The 25,607-nt window shown below is 65.0% G+C and carries 22 protein-coding genes, 5 pseudogenes and 1 riboswitch; of the genes and pseudogenes, 11 read left to right on the plus strand and 16 right to left on the minus strand.

Annotated elements, in window-relative coordinates:
- The first annotated feature begins 20 nt into the window (after positions 1 to 20).
- Both istA and AD428_RS29080 read left to right on the plus strand, forming a co-directional pair.
- Entirely contained in the window at positions 21 to 1,076 is a 1,056-nt protein-coding gene (istA, locus tag AD428_RS05285) for an IS21 family transposase (protein WP_053244091.1), read from the plus strand.
- A 56-nt stretch (positions 1,077 to 1,132) separates the two neighbouring features.
- Positions 1,133 to 1,687 carry an ATP-binding protein gene (locus tag AD428_RS29080; protein ID WP_304438919.1) on the plus strand — a complete coding sequence of 185 codons (555 nt, stop codon included), beginning with the start codon at positions 1,133 to 1,135 and terminating at the stop codon, positions 1,685 to 1,687.
- Positions 1,688 to 1,769: 82 nt separating this feature from the next.
- Here the strand turns inward: AD428_RS29080 and AD428_RS05295 are convergent, their stop codons facing one another.
- Complete coding sequence (locus tag AD428_RS05295) at positions 1,770 to 2,651, minus strand: hypothetical protein (RefSeq protein ID WP_152967988.1); 882 nt, start codon at positions 2,649 to 2,651, stop codon at positions 1,770 to 1,772.
- Positions 2,652 to 2,852: 201 nt separating this feature from the next.
- Here AD428_RS05295 and AD428_RS05300 point away from each other — a divergent pair, with 201 nt between their 5' ends.
- Positions 2,853 to 3,686 (plus strand): penicillin-binding transpeptidase domain-containing protein, encoded by an 834-nt coding sequence (locus tag AD428_RS05300; RefSeq protein WP_053244089.1) that lies wholly within the window; start codon positions 2,853 to 2,855, stop codon positions 3,684 to 3,686.
- Between the two features lie 168 nt (positions 3,687 to 3,854).
- On the opposite strand, the gene AD428_RS05305 is transcribed toward AD428_RS05300, so the two are convergent.
- From AD428_RS05305 to AD428_RS05320, 4 genes are all read right to left on the minus strand, one after another.
- Entirely contained in the window at positions 3,855 to 4,154 is a 300-nt protein-coding gene (locus tag AD428_RS05305; protein WP_053244088.1) for a Dabb family protein, read from the minus strand.
- Positions 4,148 to 5,596 (minus strand): aldehyde dehydrogenase (NADP(+)), encoded by a 1,449-nt coding sequence (locus AD428_RS05310; RefSeq protein ID WP_053244087.1) that lies wholly within the window; start codon positions 5,594 to 5,596, stop codon positions 4,148 to 4,150. Before AD428_RS05310 ends, AD428_RS05305 begins: the two co-directional genes overlap by 7 nt.
- Before the next feature lie 90 nt (positions 5,597 to 5,686).
- Positions 5,687 to 6,661: a Bug family tripartite tricarboxylate transporter substrate binding protein gene (locus AD428_RS05315; protein ID WP_053244086.1), complete on the minus strand. Its 975-nt coding sequence runs from the start codon at positions 6,659 to 6,661 to the stop codon at positions 5,687 to 5,689.
- Positions 6,662 to 6,714: 53 nt separating this feature from the next.
- On the minus strand, positions 6,715 to 7,179 hold the full coding sequence (locus tag AD428_RS05320) for a nuclear transport factor 2 family protein (protein WP_053244085.1): 465 nt from the start codon (positions 7,177 to 7,179) through the stop codon (positions 6,715 to 6,717).
- A 150-nt stretch (positions 7,180 to 7,329) separates the two neighbouring features.
- Between AD428_RS05320 and AD428_RS24415 the strand changes: the two genes are divergently transcribed.
- Entirely contained in the window at positions 7,330 to 7,773 is a 444-nt protein-coding gene (locus tag AD428_RS24415; protein WP_082308272.1) for a DUF2214 family protein, read from the plus strand.
- On the opposite strand, the gene AD428_RS25940 is transcribed toward AD428_RS24415, so the two are convergent.
- From AD428_RS25940 to AD428_RS05360, 8 genes and pseudogenes are all read right to left on the minus strand, one after another.
- Positions 7,656 to 8,888: a hypothetical protein gene (locus AD428_RS25940; protein ID WP_053244453.1), complete on the minus strand. Its 1,233-nt coding sequence runs from the start codon at positions 8,886 to 8,888 to the stop codon at positions 7,656 to 7,658. The genes AD428_RS24415 and AD428_RS25940 overlap by 118 nt on opposite strands.
- Before the next feature lie 126 nt (positions 8,889 to 9,014).
- Entirely contained in the window at positions 9,015 to 10,325 is a 1,311-nt protein-coding gene (locus tag AD428_RS05330) for a citrate synthase (protein ID WP_053244454.1), read from the minus strand.
- Between the two features lie 21 nt (positions 10,326 to 10,346).
- Positions 10,347 to 10,607, minus strand: a complete 261-nt coding sequence (locus AD428_RS05335; protein ID WP_053244455.1) for a succinate dehydrogenase assembly factor 2 — start codon at positions 10,605 to 10,607, stop codon at positions 10,347 to 10,349.
- A 27-nt stretch (positions 10,608 to 10,634) separates the two neighbouring features.
- Positions 10,635 to 11,351, minus strand: coding sequence for a succinate dehydrogenase iron-sulfur subunit (locus tag AD428_RS05340; protein ID WP_053244456.1), 717 nt, complete (start codon positions 11,349 to 11,351; stop codon positions 10,635 to 10,637).
- A gap of 18 nt (positions 11,352 to 11,369) precedes the next feature.
- Positions 11,370 to 13,146 (minus strand): annotated as a pseudogene (gene sdhA / locus AD428_RS05345) (succinate dehydrogenase flavoprotein subunit).
- A gap of 3 nt (positions 13,147 to 13,149) precedes the next feature.
- Positions 13,150 to 13,533: a succinate dehydrogenase, hydrophobic membrane anchor protein gene (gene sdhD / locus AD428_RS05350; protein ID WP_053244458.1), complete on the minus strand. Its 384-nt coding sequence runs from the start codon at positions 13,531 to 13,533 to the stop codon at positions 13,150 to 13,152.
- The gene (sdhC, locus tag AD428_RS05355) at positions 13,534 to 13,947 is read right to left on the minus strand and encodes a succinate dehydrogenase, cytochrome b556 subunit (RefSeq protein ID WP_053244459.1); all 414 of its coding nucleotides are present in this window, start codon (positions 13,945 to 13,947) and stop codon (positions 13,534 to 13,536) included.
- Positions 13,948 to 14,066: 119 nt separating this feature from the next.
- Entirely contained in the window at positions 14,067 to 14,852 is a 786-nt protein-coding gene (locus tag AD428_RS05360) for a GntR family transcriptional regulator (protein ID WP_053244460.1), read from the minus strand.
- Positions 14,853 to 15,223: 371 nt separating this feature from the next.
- Between AD428_RS05360 and AD428_RS05365 the strand changes: the two genes are divergently transcribed.
- The 6 genes and pseudogenes from AD428_RS05365 (at position 15,224) to AD428_RS05390 (ending at position 22,135) form a co-directional block, all read left to right on the plus strand.
- Entirely contained in the window at positions 15,224 to 16,213 is a 990-nt protein-coding gene (locus AD428_RS05365) for a malate dehydrogenase (protein WP_053244461.1), read from the plus strand.
- A gap of 236 nt (positions 16,214 to 16,449) precedes the next feature.
- The gene (gene prpB, locus AD428_RS05370; RefSeq protein WP_053244462.1) at positions 16,450 to 17,340 is read left to right on the plus strand and encodes a methylisocitrate lyase; all 891 of its coding nucleotides are present in this window, start codon (positions 16,450 to 16,452) and stop codon (positions 17,338 to 17,340) included.
- 91 nt (positions 17,341 to 17,431) lie between these two features.
- Positions 17,432 to 18,622, plus strand: coding sequence for a bifunctional 2-methylcitrate synthase/citrate synthase (gene prpC, locus AD428_RS05375; RefSeq protein ID WP_053244463.1), 1,191 nt, complete (start codon positions 17,432 to 17,434; stop codon positions 18,620 to 18,622).
- A 96-nt stretch (positions 18,623 to 18,718) separates the two neighbouring features.
- Positions 18,719 to 20,170 carry a bifunctional 2-methylcitrate dehydratase/aconitate hydratase gene (locus tag AD428_RS05380; protein ID WP_053244464.1) on the plus strand — a complete coding sequence of 484 codons (1,452 nt, stop codon included), beginning with the start codon at positions 18,719 to 18,721 and terminating at the stop codon, positions 20,168 to 20,170.
- A gap of 88 nt (positions 20,171 to 20,258) precedes the next feature.
- A complete protein-coding gene (locus AD428_RS05385) occupies positions 20,259 to 20,681 on the plus strand; it encodes a CopD family protein (RefSeq protein ID WP_053244465.1) in 423 nt (140 codons plus the stop codon).
- Positions 20,682 to 21,140: 459 nt separating this feature from the next.
- A pseudogene (locus AD428_RS05390) lies at positions 21,141 to 22,135 on the plus strand (tripartite tricarboxylate transporter substrate-binding protein).
- Between the two features lie 123 nt (positions 22,136 to 22,258).
- Here AD428_RS05390 and metF read toward each other — a convergent pair.
- The 3 genes and pseudogenes from metF to ahcY form a co-directional block, all read right to left on the minus strand.
- A pseudogene (gene metF / locus AD428_RS05395) lies at positions 22,259 to 23,103 on the minus strand (methylenetetrahydrofolate reductase [NAD(P)H]).
- Between the two features lie 136 nt (positions 23,104 to 23,239).
- Positions 23,240 to 23,574, minus strand: a pseudogene (locus AD428_RS05400) (phage holin family protein).
- A gap of 114 nt (positions 23,575 to 23,688) precedes the next feature.
- Entirely contained in the window at positions 23,689 to 25,107 is a 1,419-nt protein-coding gene (ahcY, locus tag AD428_RS05405; protein ID WP_053244466.1) for an adenosylhomocysteinase, read from the minus strand.
- A gap of 103 nt (positions 25,108 to 25,210) precedes the next feature.
- Positions 25,211 to 25,337, minus strand: a riboswitch (S-adenosyl-L-homocysteine riboswitch).
- 25 nt (positions 25,338 to 25,362) lie between these two features.
- Between ahcY and AD428_RS05410 the strand changes: the two are divergent.
- Positions 25,363 to 25,530, plus strand: a pseudogene (locus tag AD428_RS05410) (diaminobutyrate acetyltransferase); the annotation flags it as partial.
- Between the last annotated feature and the right edge of the window lie 77 nt (positions 25,531 to 25,607).

Genomic DNA, 25,607 nt, shown 5'->3' on the forward strand with positions numbered 1-25,607 from the left:
TTTTTGCGCGAAGGCCCACCATGCTTCAGAAGGATCAGTGGATGACCATCCATGTGCTCATTGCTCAAGGCCTGTCGCAGCGCGAGATCGCCCGGCGACTTGGCATTTCACGTAACACGGTGGCCCGTTACGCGGCCAGCGACGACGTGCCGCGTTACAAGCGACGCGCACCTCGACCGACCAAGCTTGAACCGTTTCACGACTACATTCTTCAACGGATGGCGGCGGCCGCGCCCGAGCAGATTGCCGCACCGGCATTGTTGCGGGAACTTCGAGAACTCGGCTATCAGGGCCAACTGCGCAGCTTGCAGGCGTTCATGAGCGCGCACCGGCCCGTACCGACCCCGGATCCGGTCGTGCGGTTTGAGACGCCCGCCGGTCAGCAGATGCAATGCGATTTCGTCGTCTTTCGGCGCGGCGCTGATCCGTTGTATGCGTTCACCGCAACGTTGGGTTTTAGCCGCTGGCGCTGGGCGCAGTACACGACGAACGAACGCGCGGAGACGCTGATTCGCTGTCACCACACGCTGTTCGAAGCCTTGGGCGGAGTGCCTAAGGAGATTTTGTACGACAACGCGCGCACCATCGTGCTGGAGCGCGATGCCTACGGCGAGGGCCATCATCGCTGGCACCCACAACTGCTTGACCTGGCCAAGCAGTATGGATTCTTGCCGCGTCTGTGCCGACCGTATCGGGCTCGCACAAAGGGGAAGGTGGAGCGTTTTCACCGTTATCTGCGTGGCAATTTCTACGTCCCGCTGGCCAGTCGACTCAAGCAGATGGGCTTGAGCGTGGATGTGGAGACCGCGAATGCCGAAGTACGCAAATGGCTTCGTGATGTGGCCAATCAACGGGTACATCCAGTCACCCAACGCACTCCCGCAGCGTTGTTTGAAGAGGTCGAGCGCGCCATGTTGCGGCCCTTGCCGCCCTACCGGATACGCCCGCAATCGGGCCCCGCCCAGCAGGCCAGCCCGATGCACACCGAACAAAGTCGTTGGTCGCACGCCATGCATACGCCCTTGCAGCATCCGCTGTCGACGTATCAACGCTTGTTGACGGAGGTGACGGCATGAACCTGCAACACGAGCGCATCGACGACTACTGCCAGGCGCTAAAACTCGAAGGCCTTATGCAGCACTACCGCGCCTTGGCCGCCGAAGCCGCCGAGAAGGACTGGACACTACTGGACTACCTGGAGCAGACGCTTCGCGCCGAGCGCGATGCCCGTCAGCTGCGGTCACGGCAGACCCTGGTACGCATGGCCGCATTCCCGGCCATCAAGACGCTGGATGAGTATGACTACGGCTTTGCCGTGGGCGCGCCCAGGGCGCAGATCGACGAACTGGCCACGCTGCGCTTCATTGAACGCGGAGAGAACGTCGTGTTGCTCGGCCCCAGCGGGGTTCCCGCGCCGTCCCTGTTTCTCCCATCGCGTCCGGGATGGCGGCAGGTTCCACGGACGATGCGCAGCAGGAAAATCGTATTCCACGCGGAGCCGCCGCCGACGCCGAAGCGGTCGCAGATCCATTCTGAAAGACCGATCCAGCGCACTGCCTGGATTTGCACCGCCCGCTCGTCCCGTAAGCGCTCCTCATCGATCAGGCGGTCTTTCCAGAACAGCCAGAGCGTCAGGCCGATATTGGCCGCCACATCCTGCGCCGCTTCGACCGAATCCGCCTCATAGGCCGCTTGCAGCGCCTCGGAGAAGTCGCCCATCACGCTCTTTGCCGTTTCGATCCTGGCGGCCCCCGAGAGATCGGTTGCGTTCAAGACAACCGCCTTGCCGAGCAAGCGCGCAGGTTGAGGTACTCGAAGCGAATGCGGGGGTTATAGCGGACCACCAGATGCAGTTCAGGGTCCGACGCAAGGCGTTCGAGCTCGGCGGCGGCTGCAACCGTTTTGCCGCGCATGTAGAGGTTCCAGCTACGCGCGATGAAGGCCATCGCGGAAAAAGAAGCGAGGCCACTCTTCGTGGAAACCGGCTTGAGGCGCCGTTCGAGTCTGGCGAGTGCTTCATGGCTGCGCTCCAACTGCCCGAGCTTCCGCCATGCCAGGCTTTCCTTCAGTACCGACAACGCGACCTGAAAATCGTCCGTTGCAGCATGCTGCGCCACGCGGAAGCTCTCGGCCAGGCTCCGGTCGGAAGCCGACGGGAACCCGTCGAGAGCAACACGCATCGCCTGTGTCAGATGGTTCCAGTACGCGACATCCTGCATCACATACCCGGTGGGGTCGCCGCGCATCGATTCGTCTGCGGGCAATCCGAGAAGCCGTGCCAGGGTAGGACTGTCGAGCTCGGCTCCCCGCGCATATATCCGAAGACGGGCCGCCGTTTCGCCCCGCATCCAGAACGGTCCATGGCTGCGCCGCCTGGTGCTCAACAGTGCCGGCTCGATCGCAGGGTCGTCCCCCCACCCAACGGAAATGCCCCAGCACTTGAAGTCCGCGAATGCTCTCGATATGAGCATCCGGAAATTGGACCTGCCCGGAAAACGCGCCTGTATCGCGGAAGCAGACAGGCTTGTGCCGCTTGAACGATATGCGTGATAGATGCGCAGCAGCAGCCAAAGCGATTGATAGCGCGCCGGCATGCCGTTGACGAGATAGGGCTCTGAAAAATCAATGCGGATGGGTGTTTCGATGCTCACGGCTCGTTTTTTGGCGATCGGTCGATGAAAATGACCGGAATGCGTTTCGCCATTCTAGTGCTTGCGCGTGCAGCGTCCATCGCGTGTTACAGCCGTTACGAAGCGGCGCTTGGCATGCCGGCATGCCGTCCTTAATCTCTCGCTCCATCGGGCGCACATCGCCCGATCATTCATCCGTCTAAAGAGTAAAAAGGGAGCGTCATGAATATCTTCAATCGCGCTTTGGGTGCGCTCGCCATCGTTGGCGTCACACTGGCCGGCCATGGCCTTGCCCAGGCAAAACCGGGTTGCGACGAACAGGCCGATTTCGCGGCCGCGTTCGAGCAGTCGCAGGTGCAAGGCACCTTCGTGCTGTTCGACCCGGAAACGGGTGCCATGTATTGCCACAATGCCGAACGTGCGCGCACACGCTACCTTCCGGCCTCGACTTTCAAGATTCCGAATACGCTGATTGCTCTCGAATCGGGCGTGGCATCCGGCCCCGATTTCGCGCTTCCATGGAACAGCGGGCGCGATCCCCGGCAAGCATGGTGGCCGCAGGTATGGGCAAAGGACCATACGCTGGCAAGCGCCCTGCCGAACTCCGTGGTCTGGTTCTACAAGGAGCTTGCGCGGCGCACGGGAACGGCGCGCATGCAAGCATACGTGGACCGTTTCCAATATGGGAATCGCGATATCTCCGGCGGCATCGACACCTTCTGGCTCACGGGAAAACTCGGCATCTCGGCGGAGGAACAGGTCGCGTTCCTGCACAACTTCCATTCCGGCAAACTGGGCGCCTCCGAACGGAACACGCAGATCGTCAAGGACTTGCTGGTGCTGGAGGAAACGCCGGCCTACCGCTTGAGCGGCAAGACCGGGTGGTCGGGTTTCGGAGACGCGACGACACCGCAGACCGGATGGCTCGTCGGCTACCTGGAACGGGGCGAACAGGTCTACTTTTATGCAACCAATGTCGAAATCAGGAAGGAGTCTGACGGTGCGGCCAGGTTTGCCGTTACCAAGGCGATCTTTAACAGCCTTGGATTAATGTAGTGGGGCTGCGTGAGGTACGCGCCTGGATCGCTGCCTTGTTTTTCAGCCGATAGACTTCCAAACCAGCAGCCTCGCCAACACTCGTTGCGGACTAGAAGATCGCTACCGCTTGCCCGCCGGCTGGTAGCGATCTTCATGAATACCCAGGAACGGCAACGCTTTTTTCCATCAGCCCGCACTCGTGTAATCCACGGCAGCCCACTCGAAATACGGCTTGAGCAAGGCGATTAGTTCAACATGCGCGGGGTGGAAAAGATAGGCTTCCAGTCCCGCAACATCGTCGAACTTCGATTCCAGCGAATAGTCCCAGCACACCGGCCGCTGTATTTCGTTCGCCGAAAGTTTCCAGTAACGGATGCTTGCGATCTTGACGCCGAGGGCGTCCATTTTCTCCACCAGTTCGCGCTCGCGTTCGGGCTGCTTTTCGACGCCGGGTTTGCGGCGAAACAGTACGAGGTGATTCAGCATGGAACACCCCCGCGCTGCATGAGCCAGGCCGGCGCATCCTGCAATGCCACCGGACGAAGGAAGCGCTGCAAGGCCGCTTGCCCGACCGAGGTCGTCTGCGGCTGAGTCGAGGCCGGCCAAGGCCCGCCGTGGTGCTGTCCGCGCGTGACGGCAACGCCGGTCGGCACTCCTGAGAACAGCACACGCCCTCCAACATTCATTGCGGCGCGCACGATGCGACGCGTCTCTTCGCTTTCCTCTTCAGCGCCCCAGACGGTTACCGTGAGGCTGCCTTCGACGGCATCCAGCACTTGAAGCGTCTGCTCGGTCGAATCCGTGACCAGAACCACGCAGGACGGACCGAACACCTCTTCGCGCAACCCCGGCTCTGCCAGGAAGGCCGCAACGTCGATCTGCACCAGGTTCGGTTGCGGGTTTCCATCTGCACGGGGGTTCGCGTGATTGAGACGTCTGGCTCCCGGATGCGCGCACAGTCGTGCCGCTCCGCGCTCGAAGGCATCGCGAATGGCTGGCGTCAGCATGGCGTGCGTGGTCTGCTCGTCCAACCGCTCCGCCAATTGACGAAGAAAGGATTGGCTGTTTGCGTTTCCGCGCAACACCAGGAGGCCGGGACTGGTACAGAACTGGCCGCAGCCTTGTGCAATCGATGCCGCCAGGGTCTGAGCCAGCTCATTGCCGTTGGTCTCGATTGCCGACGGCAGCGCCACGATGGGATTGATGGAGCCGAGCTCGCCGTAGAAAGGAATTGGCCGGGGCCGCGTGTTGACCTCGCGCTGCAGCGCCGCCCCGGCGGCAAACGAACCGGTAAAGGCGACGGCAGCGATGCCCGGATGCTGCACCAGATAGACGCCCACGTCCTTCGATGCGCCTTCGACCATGGTCAGCACACCGTCCGGCGCACCGGCCGCCTGCAATGCCTGTTGCGCCAGCTTGAAGACGGCACGGGAAAGTTTCGGATGCGCGGGATGGGCTTTCACCACCACCGGACAGCCGGCGGCCAGGGCCGAGGCCGTGTCGCCGCCGAGTACGGAAAAGGCAAACGGGAAATTGCTGGCCGAGAACATGGCTACCGGCCCCAGCGGCACCGCTGCGCGCACCAGATGAGGGTGGCCCACAGGCGGCAGCCCGGGGACTGCCGGATCTTCGAACATCGGGAAAGCGTCCCCGGCTTCGACGGCATCGGCAAATACGCGCAACTGGAACGCCGTCCGGTCAAGCTCGCCGTTCAGGCGCGGGATCCCGAGATACGTTTCTTCGTGCGCAATCGGCACCAATTCTTCACGCGCCGCTTCCAGTGCTGCCGCAAGCGCCTGCAGCGCGCCGACGCGGCGCGCCGGCTGGCTCGAAGACCACGCTGGCCAGGCTGTTGTCGCCGCATTGACGGCAACATCGATATCGGCAGACGTAGATTCTCGCCGCTCATCCAGTCGTTCTTTGTTCATGCGATCCTTCTCGCGATACGAAACCGTGCCGGCACTGAACTGTCCAGGCCCACGCCGGCCGGCACATCTTGGGAATGGGAACAGCCGGACTCAATCCAGCACGATGTTTGCGAGGCGGATGATCTCCGACCACTTCTTGTCTTCGTCGACGACAAATTTCCTGATCTCGTCGAGTCCGCCGCTCATCGGCACCATGTATTGCGCCTGGATCTCCTTCTGGAACTCCGGAGACTTCGCGATTTCCTCGGAGGTCTTGTTGATCAACTGCGCAATGCCCTGATCGATGGCCTGAGGAGCGAAAAGGCCGACCCAGGCGCCGGTCTCGTATCCAGCGAGTCCCTGCTCCGCGACGGTTTTCACCTCAGGCAAGGAAGGGTCCCTGGAACGGCTGGTGATGCCCAGCGCGCGCATCCGGTTCGACTTGACATAAGGAATCGCAACCGGCGCGTTCAGGAACATAACCTGGATCGTGCCGCCCATCAGGTCGGTGGCGGCGGGCGACGCGCCCTTGTAAGCGACGTGGGTCATGTTCACGCCGGCCATTTTCGTAAACAGCTCGCCGGAGAGATGCTGCGAGGAGCCGGCGCCGGACGAGCCGTAGTTAAGCGCGTTGGGGTTGCGCTTGGCATAGTCGATCAGTTCCTGCACCGTCTTCACCGGCAGCGAAGGCGTCACGACCAGAATGTTTGCCATGCTGGCGGACAGGGCGAGCGGGGTCAGGTCTTTTCTGAACTTGAAGCTGATGTTCTTGTACAGACTGTCGTTGGCAACGTGGTTGCTGCCGCCGAAAAGCAGCGTATAGCCGTCGGCCTTGGCCTTGGCCACATAGTTGGCCGCGATATTTCCGTTTGCGCCCGGCCGGTTCTCGACGACGAACGGCTTGTTGAGCTTGTCGCCGAGATGCTTGGCCATGATACGCGCGACGATGTCCACCGATCCGCCCGGCGCATAGCCGACGATAATGGTGACCGGCTTTTCCGGATAGGCGGCGTGGGCGGCCGGTGCAACAGCGGCGATGGTCGCCAGCGTCAGGCCGGCCGCGATGGTGTGAAGCTTGCCGAACATAGTCCCTCCAATGTTGTGAATGATTAAGTGTCCTGGCGGCGTCCTGCCGCGGATCAGTCTTCAGCGGTACGCGGAGCGGCGAGGTGATATCCGCGTCCGGCGTAATCGAATTCGTGCAACTGGCAGATGGCGGCCGCGGGGTCGGCCGGCGACGCGTAGTACGCGCGTATCTCGCGGATGCGTCCGGTTTTCTCGTCGAAGACGTACCACTCGTCACCGCGCAACGCCTTGCCGATCTTGTTTTTCCAATGTGTCCACTCGATTACGGCTTCCGGTACCGTGGAAGAGCACAGCACCTTTTCGATGGTCCATTGCGAGCCGAGCGTTTCGACGCACCAGATCCATTTCTTTGCAATCGTTTCCGCGCCGCGCCAGGGGATGTCGGGAAGCCCGGGCGGAAAGTAGTGCACGGCGTCCGGCGTGAAGCAGGATACGAGCCCTTCGTAATCGGCGGCGTTGCAGGCGTCGAAGTAGCGCCGGATCGTCGCTTCCATCTGCTCGGGTTTAAGTTTCGACATGGGCTCTCCTTGAATTGAACGGGTGTTCGCTGTCTGATGCAGGCGGGTATCAGCCCGCCCTTTGCTTTTCCTTTCTTCTGGCGCGCCTATCCGACTGCGCGTCATGCGGCAATGGTAAAAACGGGCTTGTTTCCCCTTACCGGAGTCGACATGCTGCAAGACGCCCTGCTTGCCTGGTTTCACTACCTGGCCATTTTCGTGCTCGTGGTCATCATGGCGGCCGAGGCCGTGCTGCTGCGCCCGGGCCTGTCGCCCGATACGGTGCGGCGGCTCGCGCTCTACGACCGCCTGTACCTGGCATCCGCCCTGGCCGTGCTGGCCACCGGCGTGCTGCGCCTGACGCTGGGCGCCAAGGGCGCCGCCTTCTACATGGGCAACCCGTGGTTCCATGCCAAGATCGCGCTCTTCGTCATCATCGGGCTCTGTTCGATCCCGCCGACGCTGGCCTTCCTGCGCTGGTCGAAGCAGCCGCGGGGCTACGTCCCGCCCGAGGCCGAGATCCGGCGCGCCCGCCGCTGGGTGATGATCGAATCGCACCTGTTCATCCTGCTGCCGCTGTTCGCGGCGCTCGTGGCGCGCGGCATCGGCCTGTAGCAGCGCCGGCGTCCGCCGTCAGGGACAGCGCGCCGGCTCCCGCGGCGCGCGCCGTCCACCTCGATGACGGCATAGCGCACCACGCCGGCGCGGTCGTTCGGCAGTACGTCCAGCACCTCGCCGTCGCTCCGCTGCACCGCCGACATACCGTCGGGCAGGTCCTGGCCGTCGTCGCGGCGCGCCGTCATCCCGTAGTCCGGGCTGAACACCCACGCGCCGGGCAGGCGCCGGTTCAGCGGATACGCGGTGGATTGGACCAGCGTGCCCGCGGGATAGCGGTACGGCCCCAGTCGCAGCGGGCAGGCCAGCGAACCGCGCGCCACGCCCAGCAGGCGGCGTTCCTCGTCCAGCAACAGCCCGGGACGGCCCAGCAGCAGCCCGGACACGGCCACCGGCTCGCTGGACTCGACGCTCACGTACCAGCGCAAGGGCTCGACGTGCCCATTGGTATATTTCTCGCCATCGCGCGCCTGCGCTTCGGCGCCCGCGGGCAGGTCCACGCCGCCCGCGCGGTTGCCCGCCGCCAGCGAGCAGGACGCGAACTCGATGCGCGCCCCTTCGTCCTCCACGCGGAATTCCACTTTGCGCGTCGTGTCGCACAGCCATCCCGCCACCGTCTGGGCGCCCTCTCCCCAGACCTGCACGGTGCGCGGATAACTGCGCGTTTCCTTGTAGGTGCGCCGGTCGTAGTCGGTGTACAGGTAGCGCACGATGCGCTTGGCCCGCATGCCGAAGGCCGGCGTCGGCGCATCGAAAACGGCCTCGGTGTAGCGCTCGGGCTGGCCTTCCTTCTCCAGCACCAGGCGCGTTCCGGCGGGCATGGGCACACCGCCGAGCGTTTGCGGCTGCTGCAGCGTCACGCGCCGCGCCGCCTCCTGCCTGGCCTGCTCGCGGTCGAACTGCCAGAGCATCACCCGGAACGCAACGTGAAACGCCCGCCCGCGGCCAGCGCCAGCAGCGCCGCGCCATGCAGCCACGGGACGGCGCGCGAAGCGCCGCCGCGCCCCGCCGCTGACGGCCAGCACGGCCAGCCATCCCAGCAGCGCCACGCCGGCGAGTTCCGAAACGAGCAGCAGGGCAAGGAATTCCGTCGAGGGCAGCGCAAGTGGGATCATGGCCGCGATGATACGTGAACCGGCTGGCCTGTCCGCGGCGCGCGCAACGCCGCACCGCAGCCGCCGCGAAGAACGGCAAAGAAAAACCCGCCACGCGGGCGGGTTTGTCGGGCAAGCGTCAGGCGATCAACGCTTGTCCATCGGGGGCACGTCGCGGGTGACGTGGCCGGTGAAGAGCTGGCGCGGACGGCCGATCTTGTAGTCGGGGTCGGACAGCATTTCGTTCCATTGCGCGATCCAGCCCACAGTGCGGGCCAGCGCGAAGATGGCCGTGAACAGCGAGGTCGGGATGCCGATGGCGCGCTGCACGATGCCCGAGTAGAAGTCCACGTTCGGGTACAGCTTGCGCTGGACGAAGTAGTCGTCTTCCAGGGCGATGCGCTCGAGCTCCATGGCCAGCTTGAAGAGCGGATCCTTTTCCAGGCCCAGGGAAGCCAGGACTTCCTTGCAGGTTTCCTGCATGAGCTTGGCGCGCGGATCGTAGTTCTTGTAGACGCGGTGGCCGAAGCCCATCAGGCGCACGCCCGAGCTCTTGTCCTTGACCTTCTCCATGAACTCGCCGACCTTGGCCACGCCGCCGTTGGCCTGCAGGTCTTCGAGCATCTGCAGGCAAGCTTCGTTGGCGCCGCCGTGGGCCGGGCCCCACAGGCACGCCACGCCGGCCGAAATGGCGGCGAACGGGTTGGTGCCCGACGAGCCGCACAGGCGGACCGTGGAGGTGGAGGCGTTCTGCTCGTGGTCGGCGTGCAGGATGAAGATGCGGTCCAGCGCGCGCTCGACCACTTCGTTCACCTTGTACTCTTCGCACGGCGTGGCGAACATCATGCGCAGGAAGTTGCCCGTGTAGGACAGGTTGTTCTGCGGATAGATGAAGGGCTGACCCTGCGAGTACTTGTACGCCATCGCCACCAGCGTCGGCATCTTGGCGATCAGGCGGATCGCCGAGATGTGGCGGTGCTGCGGATTGGTGATGTCGGTGGAGTCGTGGTAGAAGGCCGACAGCGCGCCCACCAGGCCGGTCAGCACGGCCATCGGGTGCGCGTCGCGGCGGAAGCCGCGCAGGAAGAAATGCAGCTGCTCGTTCACCATCGTGTGATGGGTGACTTGCGAATCGAAGTCGGCCTTCTGCTCGGCGTTGGGCAGCTCGCCGTTCAGGATCAGGTAGCAGATGTCCATGAAGTCGCAGTTCACGGCCAGCTGCTCGATCGGGTAGCCGCGGTACAGCAGCTCGCCCTTGTCGCCGTCGATGTAGGTGATGGCCGATTCGCACGAGGCGGTGGACATGAAGCCGGGGTCAAACGTGAACATGCCCGTCTGGCCGTACAGCTTGCGGATGTCGATCACGTCGGGACCGACCGTACCCTTGTAGACAGGAAACTCAATAGGAGCGCTGCCATCCGAGAAGGATAGAGTGGCTTTTTTGTCAGACAGGTTCATCGCTATTTCCTTTCGATTGAATCAGAGCTCGCGCATCCGGCCCAGAATGCTCCGAATCCGAGGCGTGTCCAGCACGCCTTCGGGTTCCTTGCGAGCCAGCAGCAGGTCGAGCAGATCGTTGTCTCCAAGCTCGAAGAGCTGCGTCAATGCGCTCACATCCTCGTCGGTAAGCTGGGTTTCGTAGGCGTCCAGATACCGGGTGATGATGAGGTCATTTTCGAGCAGGCCGCGGCGCGCTCGCCAACGCAAACGCGCCCGTTCCAGTTCAGTGAGCCTGCTCATGGTCGCACCTTGTGAATACCATTAAGACTAGACAGTCCGTCGAACCATCAGTTCCTTGATCTTGCCGATCGCCTTGGTCGGGTTCAGGCCCTTGGGACAGACGTCGACGCAATTCATGATCGTGTGGCAGCGGAACAGGCGGTACGGGTCTTCCAGGTTGTCCAGACGGCTGCCCGTGGCTTCGTCGCGGCTGTCGGCGATGAAGCGGTAGGCCTGCAGCAGGCCGGCGGGGCCCACGAACTTGTCCGGATTCCACCAGAAGGACGGGCAGGAAGTGGAACAGCACGCGCACAGGATGCACTCGTACAGGCCGTCGAGCTCTTCGCGCGCCTCGGGCGACTGCAGGCGCTCGCGTTCGGGCGGCGGCGTGTCGTTGATGAGGTACGGGCGAACCGAGTGGTACTGGTTGAAGAAGTGCGTCATGTCCACGATGAGGTCGCGGATCACGGGCAGGCCGGGCAGCGGCTTCAGGACGATGGGTTCCTTAAGCTCGCGCAAGTTGGTGATGCATGCCAGGCCGTTCTTGCCGTTGATGTTCATGGCGTCCGAACCGCACACGCCTTCGCGGCACGAGCGGCGCAGCGACAGGCTGTCGTCCACCGTGTTCTTGATGCGCACCAGCGCATCGAGCAGCATCTTGTCGGTGGGCTGGAGTTCGACCTCCAGCTTCTGCATGTAAGGACGCTCGTCCTTGTCCGGGTCGTAGCGGTAGATTTCGAACTTGACGATTCTCTTGGTGCTCATAATTTGCTCTTTCCGGACTTAGAAAGTACGCGCCTTGGGCGGGAAGGACTCGACCGTCAGAGGCTGCATCTGCACGGGCTTGTACTCGAGGCGGCTGCCTTCGGAGTACCACAGCGTGTGCTTCAGCCAGTTCTCGTCGTCGCGGTTCGGGTGGTCGTTCAGGGCGTGCGCGCCGCGGCTTTCGGTGCGGTTGGCGGCCGACTTGATGGTGGCGCGCGCCACTTCGGTCATGTTGGCCAGCTCCAGCGCCTCGACGCGCGCGGTGTTGAACACCTTGGACTTGTCCTTGAAGTAGATGTGGTCGGCCTGCTTGGCCAGGTCTTCGATCTGCTCCACGCCTTCGTTCAGCAATTCCAGCGTGCGGAACACGCCGCAGTGGCGCTGCATGGAAACGCGGATGGCGTTGCCGATATCCTGCGCCTTCTCGCCGGACGTGCGCGATTCCAGCTTGTTGACGCGGTCCAGCGAATATTCCACGGCCTGCTGCGGCACCGGCTGGTGCGCGTGCTGGCGCTCGGGGTGCGAGTTGACGATGTGGTTGCCGGTGGCGCGGCCGAACACGATGAGGTCCAGCAGCGAGTTGGTGCCCAGGCGGTTGGCGCCGTGCACCGACACAGCGGCGCACTCGCCCACCGCGTACAGGCCGTTGACGATCTTGTTCTCGCCGTTGACGCGCGTGAGGACCTGGCCGTGATAGTTGGCCGGGATGCCGCCCATCTGGTAGTGGATGGTCGGAACGACGGGAATCGGCTCCTTGATCGGGTCCACGTTGCCGAACTTGATGGCGATTTCGCGGATCGAGGGCAGGCGCTTGTTGATGACGTCGGCGCCGAGGTGGTCGAGCTTGAGCACCACGTAGCTGCCGTCGGGACCGCAGCCGCGGCCTTCCTTGATTTCCTGGTCCATCGAGCGGGACACGAAGTCGCGCGGGGCCAGGTCCTTCAGCGTGGGCGCGTAACGCTCCATGAAGCGTTCGCCATCCTTGTTGAGCAGAATGCCGCCTTCGCCGCGCACGCCTTCGGTGATCAGCACGCCGGCGCCGGCCACGCCGGTCGGGTGGAATTGCCAGAATTCCATGTCCTGCAGCGGGATGCCCGCACGGGCGGCCATGCCCAGGCCGTCGCCGGTGTTGATGAAGGCGTTGGTGGACGCGGCCCAGATGCGGCCGGCGCCGCCCGTGGCCAGCACGGTGCTCTTGGCTTCCAGGATGTAGATTTCGCCGGTTTCCATTTCGAGGGCGGTCACGCCCAGGACGTCGCCGGCCTCGTTGCGCAGCAGGTCCAGCGCCATCCATTCGACGAAGAACTGGGTGCGCGCGGCGACGTTGCGCTGGTAGAGGGTGTGCAGCAGCGCGTGGCCGGTGCGGTCGGCGGCGGCACAGGCGCGCTGGACGGGCTTCTCGCCGAAGTTGGCGGTGTGGCCGCCGAACGGGCGCTGGTAGATGGTGCCGTCGGGGTTGCGGTCGAACGGCATGCCGAAGTGCTCGAGCTCGTACACGGCGTTGGGCGCTTCGCGGCACATGAACTCGATGGCGTCCTGGTCGCCCAGCCAGTCCGAACCCTTGACGGTGTCGTACATGTGCCAGTACCAGTTGTCTTCGCTCATGTTGCCCAACGAGGCGCTCACGCCGCCCTGCGCCGCCACGGTGTGCGAGCGGGTGGGGAATACCTTGGACAGCACGGCGACCGACAGGCCGGCCTGGGAAAGCTGCAGGGAACAACGCATGCCGCTCCGCCGGCGCGACGACCACCACATCAAACTGGCGGCGCGGCAGGGATTTCATGACAGAGACCACGGCTTAAATGCTCCAGAGGATTTGCGCGAAGTAGATGAACGAACCGACCAGCCAGAGGATCGTCAGCACTTGCAGCAGCAGGCGCACGCCCACCGGCTTGACGTAGTCCATCCAGATGTCGCGCACGCCGATCCAGGCGTGCCATCCGAGCGCGATGAATGCGAGGGAGGCCAGCAGCTGGCCCACCGGAAGAACGCCCACATAGAACGTGAACAGCGCGGTCCAGTTTTCGTACGTGAAGGCGGGCATCGCCAGGATGCCGATGAGCAGGACCAGCGTGTAGACCGCCATGATGACGGCGGTGATGCGCTGGACGATGAAATCCATGACGCCGTAATGGGCGCCGACGACCAGACGCTTGGGTCCGTAGTTCTTGGTGGCGGCCATTTACAGCACTCCGAACAGTTTGAGGGCGAACACCACGGTCAGCGCCAGGCTGACCCCGAAAACCACGCCGGCGCTCTTCTTGGCCGACTGCTTGTCCAGGCCGACGTGCAGGTCGAGGACGAGATAGCGGATGCCGGCACAGAAGTGGTGCAGGTAGCCCCAGATCAGCACCAGCAGGACCAGTTTCACGATCGGGTTGCCCGCGTATGCGGCCACGGCGGCGAACGTCTGCGGCGAGGCCACGCTGGCCGCGAAGAGCGGCAGGATGACCAAGGGCAGACAGACGAAGAGCAAGGCGCCGCTGACGCGGTGCAGGATGGACAGCTTGCCCGGCAGGGGCAGGCGATAGCTGGCAATTTGCGCAAGACCAATATTGCGAAACTGCGGACGTGGCTTGGCAGCGGTGTCGGACATGACGGCCTCAGGTTTCTTACTAGGGAATCGTGACGGCGAAAATGCCGTGCCCCTTTCGGGCAAACGCATTATTTTCGCCCAGAGATCGGGTTGGTATCAAATCGTAGGCAAAACACTCATCAATTCAGACTATTGCGGTAGTGGTATCGATCAGTCAAGTAAAGACCGCGCCGGATTTCCATGGGGCGGTCACCATAGGTGTAGGACACGCGATCCACCTGCAGCAACGGGGTTCCGGGCTCGACATTCAGCAGCGCCGCGATCTCGGCCGGCGCGGCCACGGCGCGGAGCTTTTCGTCGGCGCGCACCATGCTCACGCCGAACTCCGACTCGAAGAGCCCGTACATGGGAGCGCGGTTGGCCGACAGCAGCTCCAGCGTGAGGCCGCGAAAGGCCGCGCCCGGCAGCCAGATGTCGTCCACCACGGTGGGGACCTGGTTCATACAGAGCAGGCGGCGGATCATGATGACGGTTTCGCCGGCGCGCAGGTCGAGCCCGCGGGAGATCTCGGCCCGCGCGGCGCAGGCGGCGGCGGCGAGGATGCGGCTCTCGGCGCGGCCGGCTTCGGCGCGGCCGGCTTCGGTTTCGTCGTCGGCGGCCAGGCGCAGGAAGCGGTAGCGCACCCGCGCCTCGTGATGGGTGGCGACGAAGGTGCCCTTGCCCTGGCGGCGCAGCAGCAGGTGTTCGGCGGCGAGCTCGTCCACCGCCTTGCGCACCGTGCCCTGGCTGACCTGGAAGCGCGCGGCGAGGTCGATCTCGCTGGGAATGAGTTCGCCAGGCTTCCATTCGCCGCGATCAAGGCTCTGCACCAGCAGATCCTTGATCTGGCGGTACAGCGGACTGAAAGCGGCCCCCTCGCCCGAAGGTCGGGCGGCGCGTGCGCGTGCGGAGGGTTGGTCGGCCATGGGTTTTCTTGGAGTCTTCATGTTCATGCGAATGGCGGAGGCGTCGCGCGGGGCGGCTGTTCCGCCGCGCGACCGGAGGAAGGCCCGGAAGGGCCGCCCCGGGGCGGCAGCCTTTGGCAGGACACCCGAAGACGGCATGCGCTGCGGCGCATTCGAACAAACGCACTATTGTGGCATACCGCGAGCCGGCCTGTCCAACGTCTTATGTCTTATATAAGATATAAGAGAAATTGACGCATACGTAAATTCGATCTAGGATTCCAGGCTGCCCAGCCCTCCTGCCTTGCGCTCCGGCGCGGCAGGTTCCGGCCGTCAACGGATTACACTGATTGTCGAGATTTTTTCTCGCCAAACCATTCTGGAGAACGTCCATGTCCAAGCCCGCCATGCGTGTCGCCGTCACCGGCGCCGCCGGCCAAATCGGTTACGCCCTGCTGTTCCGCATCGCCTCCGGCGAAATGCTCGGCAAAGATCAGCCCGTCATCCTCCAACTGCTGGAAATCCCCGACGAAAAGGCGCAAAAGGCCCTGAAGGGCGTCATCATGGAACTCGATGACTGCGCCTTCCCGCTGCTGCAGGAAGTCACCGCCCACAGCGATCCGCGCACCGCGTTCAAGGATGCCGACGTGGCCCTGCTGGTCGGCGCCCGTCCGCGCGGCCCCGGCATGGAGCGCAAGGACCTGCTGTCGGTCAACGCCCAGATCTTCACCGCCCAGGGCAAGGCCCTGAACGAAGTCGCCAGCCGCAACGTCAAGGTGCTGGTGGTCGGCAACCCGGCCAACACCAACGCCTACATCGCCATGAAGTCGGCGCCGGACCTGCCCGCCAAGAACTTCACCGCCATGCTGCGCCTGGACCACAACCGCGCCCTGTCGCAACTGGCCGCCAAGTCCGGCAAGGCCGTGGCCGACATCGAGAAGCTGGTCGTGTGGGGCAACCACTCGCCCACCATGTACCCCGACTACCGCTTCGCCACCGTGGGCGGCGAGAGCCTGGCCAAGATCATCAACGACGACGCCTGGAACCGCGACGTCTTCATCCCCACCGTGGGCAAGCGCGGCGCCGCCATCATCGAGGCGCGCGGCCTGTCCTCGGCCGCCTCGGCCGCCAACGCCGCCATCGATCACGTCCGTGACTGGGTCCTGGGCAGCAACGGCAAGTGGGTCACCATGGGCGTGCCGTCCGACGGCTCCTACGGCATCCCCGAAGGCATCATCTACGGCGTGCCGGTCATCACCGAAAACGGCGAATACAAGCGCGTCGAAGGGCTGGAAATCGACGCCTTCTCGCGCGAGCGCCTGGACTTCACGCTGAAAGAGCTCCTCGAAGAGCGCGACGGCGTCAAGGACCTGCTGAAGTAATCGGCGTCCCGCTTCCGGAATTGGGCCCGCTCCTGCGGGCCCAATTCCCAGGCGGGCGCGGAACATACACCTGTCCCTTTGCCCGGCCGCGCCGGCGCGATTGTCGCGTAGGGGACAGATTTATTTTCCGCCGCCGCGGTATGGTTCCGCGAGGCGTCCGTGCCGGCCGCGGCCCACGGACGCCGGCGCGCCACCGACCAGACCGGGCGCAACCCGGCCCCTCACGGAGACTCCTCATGTCCAGACCCGAATCGCCCGGCGCCCTTTTCCGCAAGGCGCTCAAGGAAGAAACCCCGCTGCAGATCATCGGCGCCATCAACGCCAACCACGCCCTGCTGGCCAAGCGGGCGGGCTACCGCGCCATCTATCTTTCGGGCGGCGGCGTGGCGGCCGGCTCGCTGGGCCTGCCCGATCTGGGCATCAACACGCTGGACGACGTGCTGACCGACGTGCGGCGCATCACCGACGTGTGCGACGTGCCGCTGCTGGTGGACATCGATACGGGTTTCGGCCCCTCGGCGTTCAACATCGCGCGCACCGTCAAGAGCCTCATCAAGTTCGGCGCCGCCGCCTGCCACATCGAAGACCAGGTCGGCGCCAAGCGCTGCGGCCACCGCCCGGGCAAGGAAATCGTCAGCACCGAGGAAATGGTCGACCGCGTCAAGGCGGCCGCCGACGCGCGCACCGACAGCGACTTCTATCTCATCGCCCGCACCGACGCCATCGCCTCGCACGGCGTGGACGCGGCCATCGAGCGGGCGCTGGCCTGCGTGGAAGCCGGCGCCGACGCCATTTTCGCCGAGGCCGCCTACGACCTTCCCACCTACGACCGCTTCGTCAAGGCGGTCAAGGTGCCGGTGCTGGCCAACATCACCGAGTTCGGCAAGACCCCGCTCTTCTCGGTGGACGAGCTGCGCAGCGTGGGCGTGGGCATGGTGCTCTACCCCCTGTCGGCCTTCCGCGCCATGAACAAGGCCGCCGAGGCCGTCTACACGGCCATCCGCCGCGACGGCCACCAGAAGAACGTGGTCGACATGATGCAGACGCGCGACGAGCTGTACGATCGCATCGGCTACCACGAATTCGAATCCAAGCTGGACGCGCTCTTCCAGAAGGGCAAGGCCTGATTCCGCACGTCCTCCCGGCGGGCGGCCCGCTGCGCGCGGCGCCCGCCGTCCACTGATTCTTCGACCATCGCGTAAGGAAAGGAGTAGAGACATGAGCACGGCTCCCAAGAAAGAAGCCAAGACGGAAGCCAAGCCGGAGGAGAAGGCCGGCTTCAAGCCCAAGAAATCGGTTGCGCTGTCCGGCGTGGTGGCCGGCAACACGGCGCTGTGCACGGTGGGCCGCAGCGGCAACGACCTGCACTACCGCGGCTACGACATCCTGGACATCGCCGACACCTGCGAATTCGAGGAAATCGCGCACCTGCTGGTGCACGGCAAGCTGCCCAACAAGGCCGAGCTGAAGGCCTACAAGGAAAAGCTGCGCAGCCTGCGCGGCCTGCCCGCCCAGCTCCAGTCCGCCCTCGAGGCCCTGCCCGCCGCCAGCCACCCCATGGACGTGATGCGCACGGCCGTGTCGGTGCTGGGCTGCGTGCTGCCCGAGAAAGACGACCACAACATCCCGGGCGCGCGCGACATCGCCGACCGCCTGATGGCCAGCCTGGGCTCCGCCCTGCTCTATTGGTACCACTACAGCCACAACGGCCGCATCATCGACGTGCAGACCGACGACGACAGCATCGGCGGCCATTTCCTGCACCTGCTGCACGGCCAGAAGCCCAGCGAAGAGTGGGTCCGCGCGATGCACATCTCGCTGAACCTCTACGCCGAGCATGAGTTCAACGCGTCCACCTTCACCAGCCGCGTCATCGCGGGCACCGGCTCGGACATGTACTCGGCCGTCACCGGCGCCATCGGCGCGCTGCGCGGCCCCAAGCACGGCGGCGCCAACGAGGTGGCGTTCGAGGTCCAGAAGCGCTATGACACGCCGGACGAGGCCGAGGCCGACATCCGCCGCCGCGTCGAGGCCAAGGAAGTCATCATCGGATTCGGCCACCCCGTCTACACGGTATCGGATCCGCGCAACAAGGTCATCAAGGAAGTCGCCCGCAAGCTTTCCAAGAAGGCCGGCAGCACCAAGATGTTCGACATCGCCGAGCGCCTGGAAACCGTGATGTGGGAAATCAAGAAGATGTTCCCCAACCTGGACTGGTTCTCCGCCGTGAGCTACCACATGATGGGCGTGCCGACCGCGATGTTCACGCCCCTCTTCGTGATCGCCCGCACGGCCGGCTGGTCGGCCCACATCATCGAGCAGCGCATCGACAACAAGATCATCCGTCCGACCGCCAATTATGTCGGGCCGGAAGACCAGAAGTTCGTGCCCATCGAAAAGCGGAAGTAACGGTGCAACCGGGGCCTGTCGATTCGGGAAACGCCAATCCGCGTCGGATTGGCGGGCCTCGGCCCACCTGTATCCCCTTACAGGAGAGGTTCCGACATGTCTGCCCCGATCTCCAATGCCCGCCGCGATCCCGACCAGGTGCTGGCCGATATCGCGGACTACGTCCTCAATACCGACATTCCCGGCAGTCTCGCGTATGACACGGCGCGCAACTGCCTGATCGACACCCTGGGCTGCGGCCTGGAAGCGCTCGAATACCCCGCGTGCCGCAAGCTGCTCGGCCCCATCGTGCCGGGCACGGTCGTGCCGCACGGCGCCAAGGTTCCCGGCACCCAGTTCCAGCTAGACCCCGTGCAGGCGGCCTTCAACATCGGCGCCATGATCCGCTGGCTGGATTTCAACGACACCTGGCTGGCGGCCGAGTGGGGCCATCCCTCGGACAACCTGGGCGGCATTCTCGCGACCGCCGACTGGCTCTCGCGCAACGCCGTGGCGGCGGGCAAGCCGCCGCTGACCATGCGCGACGTGCTCACGGGCATGATCCAGGCGCACGAGATCCAGGGCTGCATCGCACTGGAGAATTCCTTCAACAAGGTGGGCCTGGACCACGTGGTGCTGGTCAAGGTGGCCTCCACGGCCGTGGTATCGCGCATGCTGGGGCTGTCGCGCGAGGAAATCATCAACGCGATCTCGCTCGCCTGGGTCGACGGCCAGAGCCTGCGCACCTACCGGCACGCGCCCAACACGGGCAGCCGCAAGAGCTGGGCGGCGGGCGACGCCACCAGCCGCGCCGTGCGGCTGGCCCTCATCGCGCGCACCGGCGAAATGGGCTACCCCACGGTGCTCACCGCCAAGACCTGGGGCTTCTACGACGTGCTCTTCAAGGGCCAGCCCTTCCGGTTCCAGCGCCCCTATGGCAGCTACGTCATGGAGAACGTGCTGTTCAAGATCTCCTACCCGGCCGAGTTCCACGCGCAGACGGCGGTGGAATGCGCCATGCAGCTGCACGGGCGGCTGCGCACGCTGGGCCGCAAACCGGAGGACATCAGCAAAATCACCATCCGCACCCACGAGGCGTGCATCCGCATCATCGACAAACAAGGCCCCCTGCACAACCCGGCCGACCGCGACCACTGCGTGCAGTACATGGTGGCCGTGCCCCTGCTGTTCGGGCGCCTCACCGCCGCCGACTATGAAGACGGCGTGGCGGCCGACCCACGCATCGACGCGCTGCGCGCGAAGATGACGTGCGTGGAAAACCCCGCCTTCACCCGCGACTACCACGACCCCGGCAAACGCTCCATCGCCAATGCGCTGACGGTGGAATTCTCCGACGGCACGGCGCTGGACGAAGTGGTGTGCGAGTACCCCATCGGCCACAAGCGCCGGCGCGCCGAGGGCATTCCGCTGCTGGAGGCCAAGTTCCGCACCAATCTCGCGCGCGTATTCCCGCCGCGCCAGCAGCAGCGCATCCTGGCCGCCTCGCTGGCCCAGGACACGCTGGAAGCCATGCCGGTGCACGAATACGTGGACCTCTACGTCATCTGAAAAGGCGCGGGGCGCGCGGGCGCCCCGCGCCCTCCTGCCCGCCGGACCCGCGGCTTACAATGCGGCTTTCCCGCCTCTGGATCGCGCCATGCTTTGGGTCAAGACTTTTCACATCGTCTTCATCGCCTCCTGGTTCGCCGGCCTGTTCTACCTGCCGCGCATCTACGTCAACCTCGCCCAGCAAACGGACACCTCGGTGCAGGCCACGCTCATCGGCATGGCGCGCCGCCTGTACCGCTTCACCACCATGCTGGCCATCGTGGCCGTCATCCTGGGCATGTGGCTCTACCTGGGCTACGGCATCGGCGTGGGGCCGGGCAACGGCTGGATGCACGCCAAGCTCTTTTTCGTGCTGCTGATCATCGGCTACCATCACGCCTGTGGCGTCATGCTGCGCAAGTTCGAACAGGGCAAGAACACCCGTTCGCACAAGTTCTATCGCTGGTTCAACGAAGTTCCCGTCTTGCTGCTCCTGGTGGTGGTGGCGCTGGTCGTCGTCAAACCCTTCTGATTCCCCCCTGCCTGTTGGCTTATCGCCAGGATCCGTATGGCCTCTGATGAACCGAACCGCCCGCGCAAGACGCTGACGGTCAAGAAAACCGCACGCGACGCCCACGCCGAGGAATCGCCCAAGCGCGCCCGCAGCGGCGCGCGGGCGCGCCTGGTTGCCCAGATCGAGCGCGACAAGGAAAAGCGCCAGCGCCTGCAGGAAGCCGCAACGCCCGAGACTTCGCGCCCGCCCCGCCGAGACGCCGCCCGAAGGCTATGGCGCGCCCCAGGTGCTTGCCCAGGATCCGGGCAAGCCCCAGCCCAATTAGGGCGCGTTAACCCTGGCGTTTTCCCGCACTTTCCGCTTGCCTAAACCCGGCTTGTAAAACCACGAATTCTCATTCGCGCGCTGTCGCGCCACACTGGCGGCCAGCCCGCCCCTTGCGGGCCTCTATCTACAAGACCCCTCAAGGAGCGAGACATGCCCCCTATTCTTGCGCGCGCCCGCTGCACGCTTGCCTGGACCGCCGTGGCGCTGGGCTGCCTGGCGCGGCCCGGCAGCGCGCAGAACGCCTATCCGAATCATCCCATTACGCTGGTGGTGCCGTTTGCCGCGGGCGGCCCCACGACGTGGTGGCCCGCAGCCTGGGCGCGGCCATGTCCAAGACGCTGGGACAGAGCATCGTCATCGAGAACCGCACGGGCGCCGGCGGCACCCTGGCCTCCACCCACGTGGCGCGCGCCGCCCCCGACGGCTACACCTTCCTCATCCACCACAACGGCATGGCCACCGCGCCCGCGCTCTACCGCAAGCTGCCGTACGATCCGCTGAAGGACTTCGACTACGTGGGCCAGGTGGCCGACGTGCCCATGACGCTGCTCGGCCGCAAGGACCTGCCCGCCGCCGACATGCCCGCCTTCATCAAGTACGCGCGAGAAAAGGGCGATAAGGTCAACCTGGCCAACGCCGGCCTGGGCGCGGTGTCGCAACTGTGCGGCATGCTGCTGCAGGAGGCGCTGGGCACCCAGTTCACCACCGTGCCCTACGCCGGCACCGCCCCCGCGCTCACCGCCCTGCTGGGCGGCCAGGTGGACGTGCTGTGCGACCAGACCACCCAGACCATCCCGCACATCAAGGCCGAGCGCGTGAAGCTCTACGGCGTCACCACGCTGGACCGCATCAAGGCCCTGCCGGACGCGCCCACGCTGCAGGAGTCCGGCCTGAAAGGCTTCGAGGTGAAGGTGTGGCACGGCGTGTACGCGCCCAAGGGCACGCCGCCCGAGGCCATCGCTAAATTCAACGCCGCCCTGCGCGCGGGCCTGAAGGATCCGGCCTTCCGCCAGAAGATGGCCGACCTGGGCGCCGAGATCGTGCCGGAATCCAAGCAGACGCCGGCAGGCCTGCAGACTTGGCTGCAGTCCGAAGTGAACAAATGGGGCCCCATCATCCGCAAGGCGGGCGTCTACGCCGATTGAGCACACCGCGCAGCAGCGCCCGGCCGGGTCCGGCCGGGCGAAGAAAACGGGCCGCGAGGCCCGTTTTCTTTTGTTGCCGCCGGGCCGCTCGCACGGCCCCGGCCCCTCTTCGGCCGGCCCGCCTCAGCGCGACAGCGATTTCCAGATCGCCATTGGCGCTTCGGCGTGGTTCAGGGTATAGAAGTGCAGGCCCGGCGCGCCGTTCTCCAGCAGGGTCTGGCACAGCTCGGTGACCACGTCCACGCCGAAGGCGCGGATGGACGCCTTGTCGTCGCCGAACTCGGCCAGCCGCAGCCGGATCCAGCGCGGCACTTCCGCCCCGCACATTTCCGAGAAGCGCAGCAGCTGCGTATGGTTCGTGATGGGCATGATGCCCGGCACGATGGGCGCGGAAACGCCCTTGGCCCGGGCCCGCTCGACGAAATCGAAATAGGCGTCGGCGTTGAAGAAATACTGCGTGATGGCGGAATCGGCCCCGGCCTGCATCTTGGCCACGAAGTGCGCCAGGTCAGCGGACGGATTGGCCGCCTGCGGATGCATCTCGGGGTAGGCCGCCACCTCGATGTGGAACCAGTCTCCGGTTTCCTCGCGGATGAAGGAAACCAGCTCGTTGGCGTATCGCAGCTCGCCCGCGTCGCCGCCCATGCCCGAAGGCAGGTCGCCGCGCAGGGCGACCACGCGCCGCACGCCTTCGTTCTTGTAGGACAGGAGAATGTCGCGCAGGTCCTGGCGGCTGGCGCCCACGCACGACAGGTGCGGCGCGGCGTCGCAGCCCAGGTTGCGCCAGCGTGCGCACGGCGTGCGGCCGTGCCCGCGCGCGTGGAGCCGCCCGCGCCGAAAGTCACGCTGACGTACTTCGGCTGGATGGCGAGCATCTGCTTGGCCGCGCGGACCAGCCGCTCCTGGCCCGCCAGGTCGCGCGGCGGGAAGAACTCCAGGCTGAAAGCAGGAGAAATCGAATCGGACATATCAGTTATCCATGGCGCTCACGCACCGGATGAAACAGGCGTCGCCCCATCGGGATGCCGCGAAGCCGGCGTTGCCGGTCCGTTGGCATGCTCCCTTCGAGGGGGCGGCGCGCAGCGCTTCGGGAGTAGGCCCCACTCACGGAATCAGCTTGGTGAGCAGGCCGGAGATGATGCTGTAGAGAATGGCGCCGCCCACGGCCCACCAGAACCCGTTGACCTGGAAGCCGCGCAGCACCGAGCCCACGAACCAGAACAACAGGGCGTTTATCACGATCAGGAACAGGCCGAGCGTAACGATGGTGATGGGCAGCGTCAGCAGCACCAGCACGGCTTGACCAGCATGTTCACCAGGCCCAGCACCAGCGCGGCGATGAGCGCCGACCCGAAGCTGGCAACGGTAATGCCGGGCAACAGATAAGCCACCGCCAGAAGCGCCACCGCGTTCAGGATCCACACGAGTATCAATGCCATGTTCGGCCTCCAGTTATGCGCCCGGGGCCGGGCCGCCCTGCGGGGCCCCGGCCTTGCCGGACCGGAAAACCCGCGCCGGCATGGCGCGGGACTTTCCTATTTTGCTACAACCGATCAGTAGCGATAGTGGTTGGGCTTGTAGGGGCCTTCCACCGGCACGCTGATGTAGTCGGCCTGCTCCTTGCGCAGCGTGGTCAGCCTGGCGCCGAGCTTCTTCAGGTGCAGGCGGGCGACCTTCTCGTCGAGGTGCTTGGGCAGCACGTAGACTTCGCCCGACTTGTACGCCTCGTTGCGCGTGAAAAGCTCGATCTGCGCGATGGTCTGGTTGGCGAACGACGACGACATCACGAACGAGGGATGGCCGGTGGCGCAGCCCAGGTTCACCAGGCGGCCCTTGGCCAGCAGGATGATGCGCTTGCCGTCGGGGAAGATCACGTGGTCGACCTGCGGCTTGATCTCTTCCCACTTGCAGTTTTCGAGGCTGGCGACGTCGATCTCGTTGTCGAAGTGGCCGATATTGCACACGATGGCCTGGTCTTTCATGGCCTCCATGTGCTCGCGGGTGATGACGTGGTAGTTGCCCGTGGCCGTGACGAAGATGTCGGCGTGCGGCGCCGCCTCTTCCATGGTCACGACCTTGTAGCCTTCCATGGCGGCCTGCAGCGCGCAGATCGGGTCGATTTCCGTGACCCACACCTGGGCGCGCAGCGCGGCCAGCGCCTGGGCGCAGCCCTTGCCCACGTCGCCGTAGCCGGCCACCACGGCAATCTTGCCCGCCACCATGACGTCGGTGGCGCGCTTGATGCCGTCCACCAGCGATTCGCGGCAGCCGTACAGGTTGTCGAACTTCGACTTCGTGACCGAGTCGTTCACATTGATGGCGGCGAAGGCCAGCTCGCCCTTCTGCGACATCTGGTAGAGGCGGTGCACGCCGGTGGTGGTTTCCTCGGTGACGCCCTTGATCTGCGCCAGGCGGGTGGAGTACCACTTGGGGTCGCGCGCCAGCGTTTCCTTGATGGCGGCGAACAGCACGCGCTCTTCCTCGCTGCCCGGCTTGTCGAGCACGGAGGCGTCCTGCTCAGCCTTGGCGCCCAGGTGCAGCAGCAGCGTGGCATCGCCGCCGTCGTCCAGGATCATGTTGGCGTGCTGCCCGTTGGGCCATTCGAAGATCTTGTGGGTGTACTGCCAGTACTCCTGCAGCGTCTCGCCCTTGACCGCGAAGACCGGGGTGCCGGAGGCGGCGATGGCGGCGGCGGCGTGGTCCTGCGTGGAGAAGATGTTGCACGACGCCCAGCGCACTTCGGCGCCCAGCGCCACCAGCGTCTCGATGAGCACGCCGGTCTGGATGGTCATGTGCAGGCTGCCGGCGATGCGCGCGCCCTTGAGCGGCTTCTGCGCGGCGAATTCCTCGCGGATGGCCATGAGGCCGGGCATCTCGGTTTCGGCGATGGCCAGCTCGCGGCGGCCCCAGCCGGCCAGCGACAGGTCGGCCACGACGTAGTCGGTGAAGGATTTATCGGTAACAGCGTTCATGGTGTGTAGGCTCCACGTGTAAATCGAACGGCGCAAGGCACGGCCGGACAGCGCGAAGACACCACGAAAAAACAAAGGCGCCCGCCTTTCCCGCCATGTGCGACAAAGGTGAGCGCCGTTGCTGCGTCGCCGCGCGGTGCGCGGCGCCCATGCAGGGTTTCCTGAGCCTGGCGAACCGCGGCCCGTGCGCTGGGCACACCGGCGGAATCGTCGCAACGCTCCTCAGGTTTGTCGGGCATTGTACCGGTTTGGCCTGGGCCGGTGAATAGCGCCTCAGGCCCGCCTGCGCCAGCCGGCCTGGCCGCCGAACTGGGCGCCCACGTTTCCGAGCAGCCGTTCTTCGACCGGCAGATGTTCGGGGGCGCGGACCACGACGACGAGATGTTGCTGAAGATCGGCCCCTTTGCCTTGCCCGCTTCCTGAAGCGGGCCGGGCCCTGCGGCCGGGTAAATAACCGCGACGGTTCCACAGCCTGTCTGGCGGCGCATGCCCGCGGCCGG

Source organism: Achromobacter sp. DMS1, assembly GCF_001270295.1.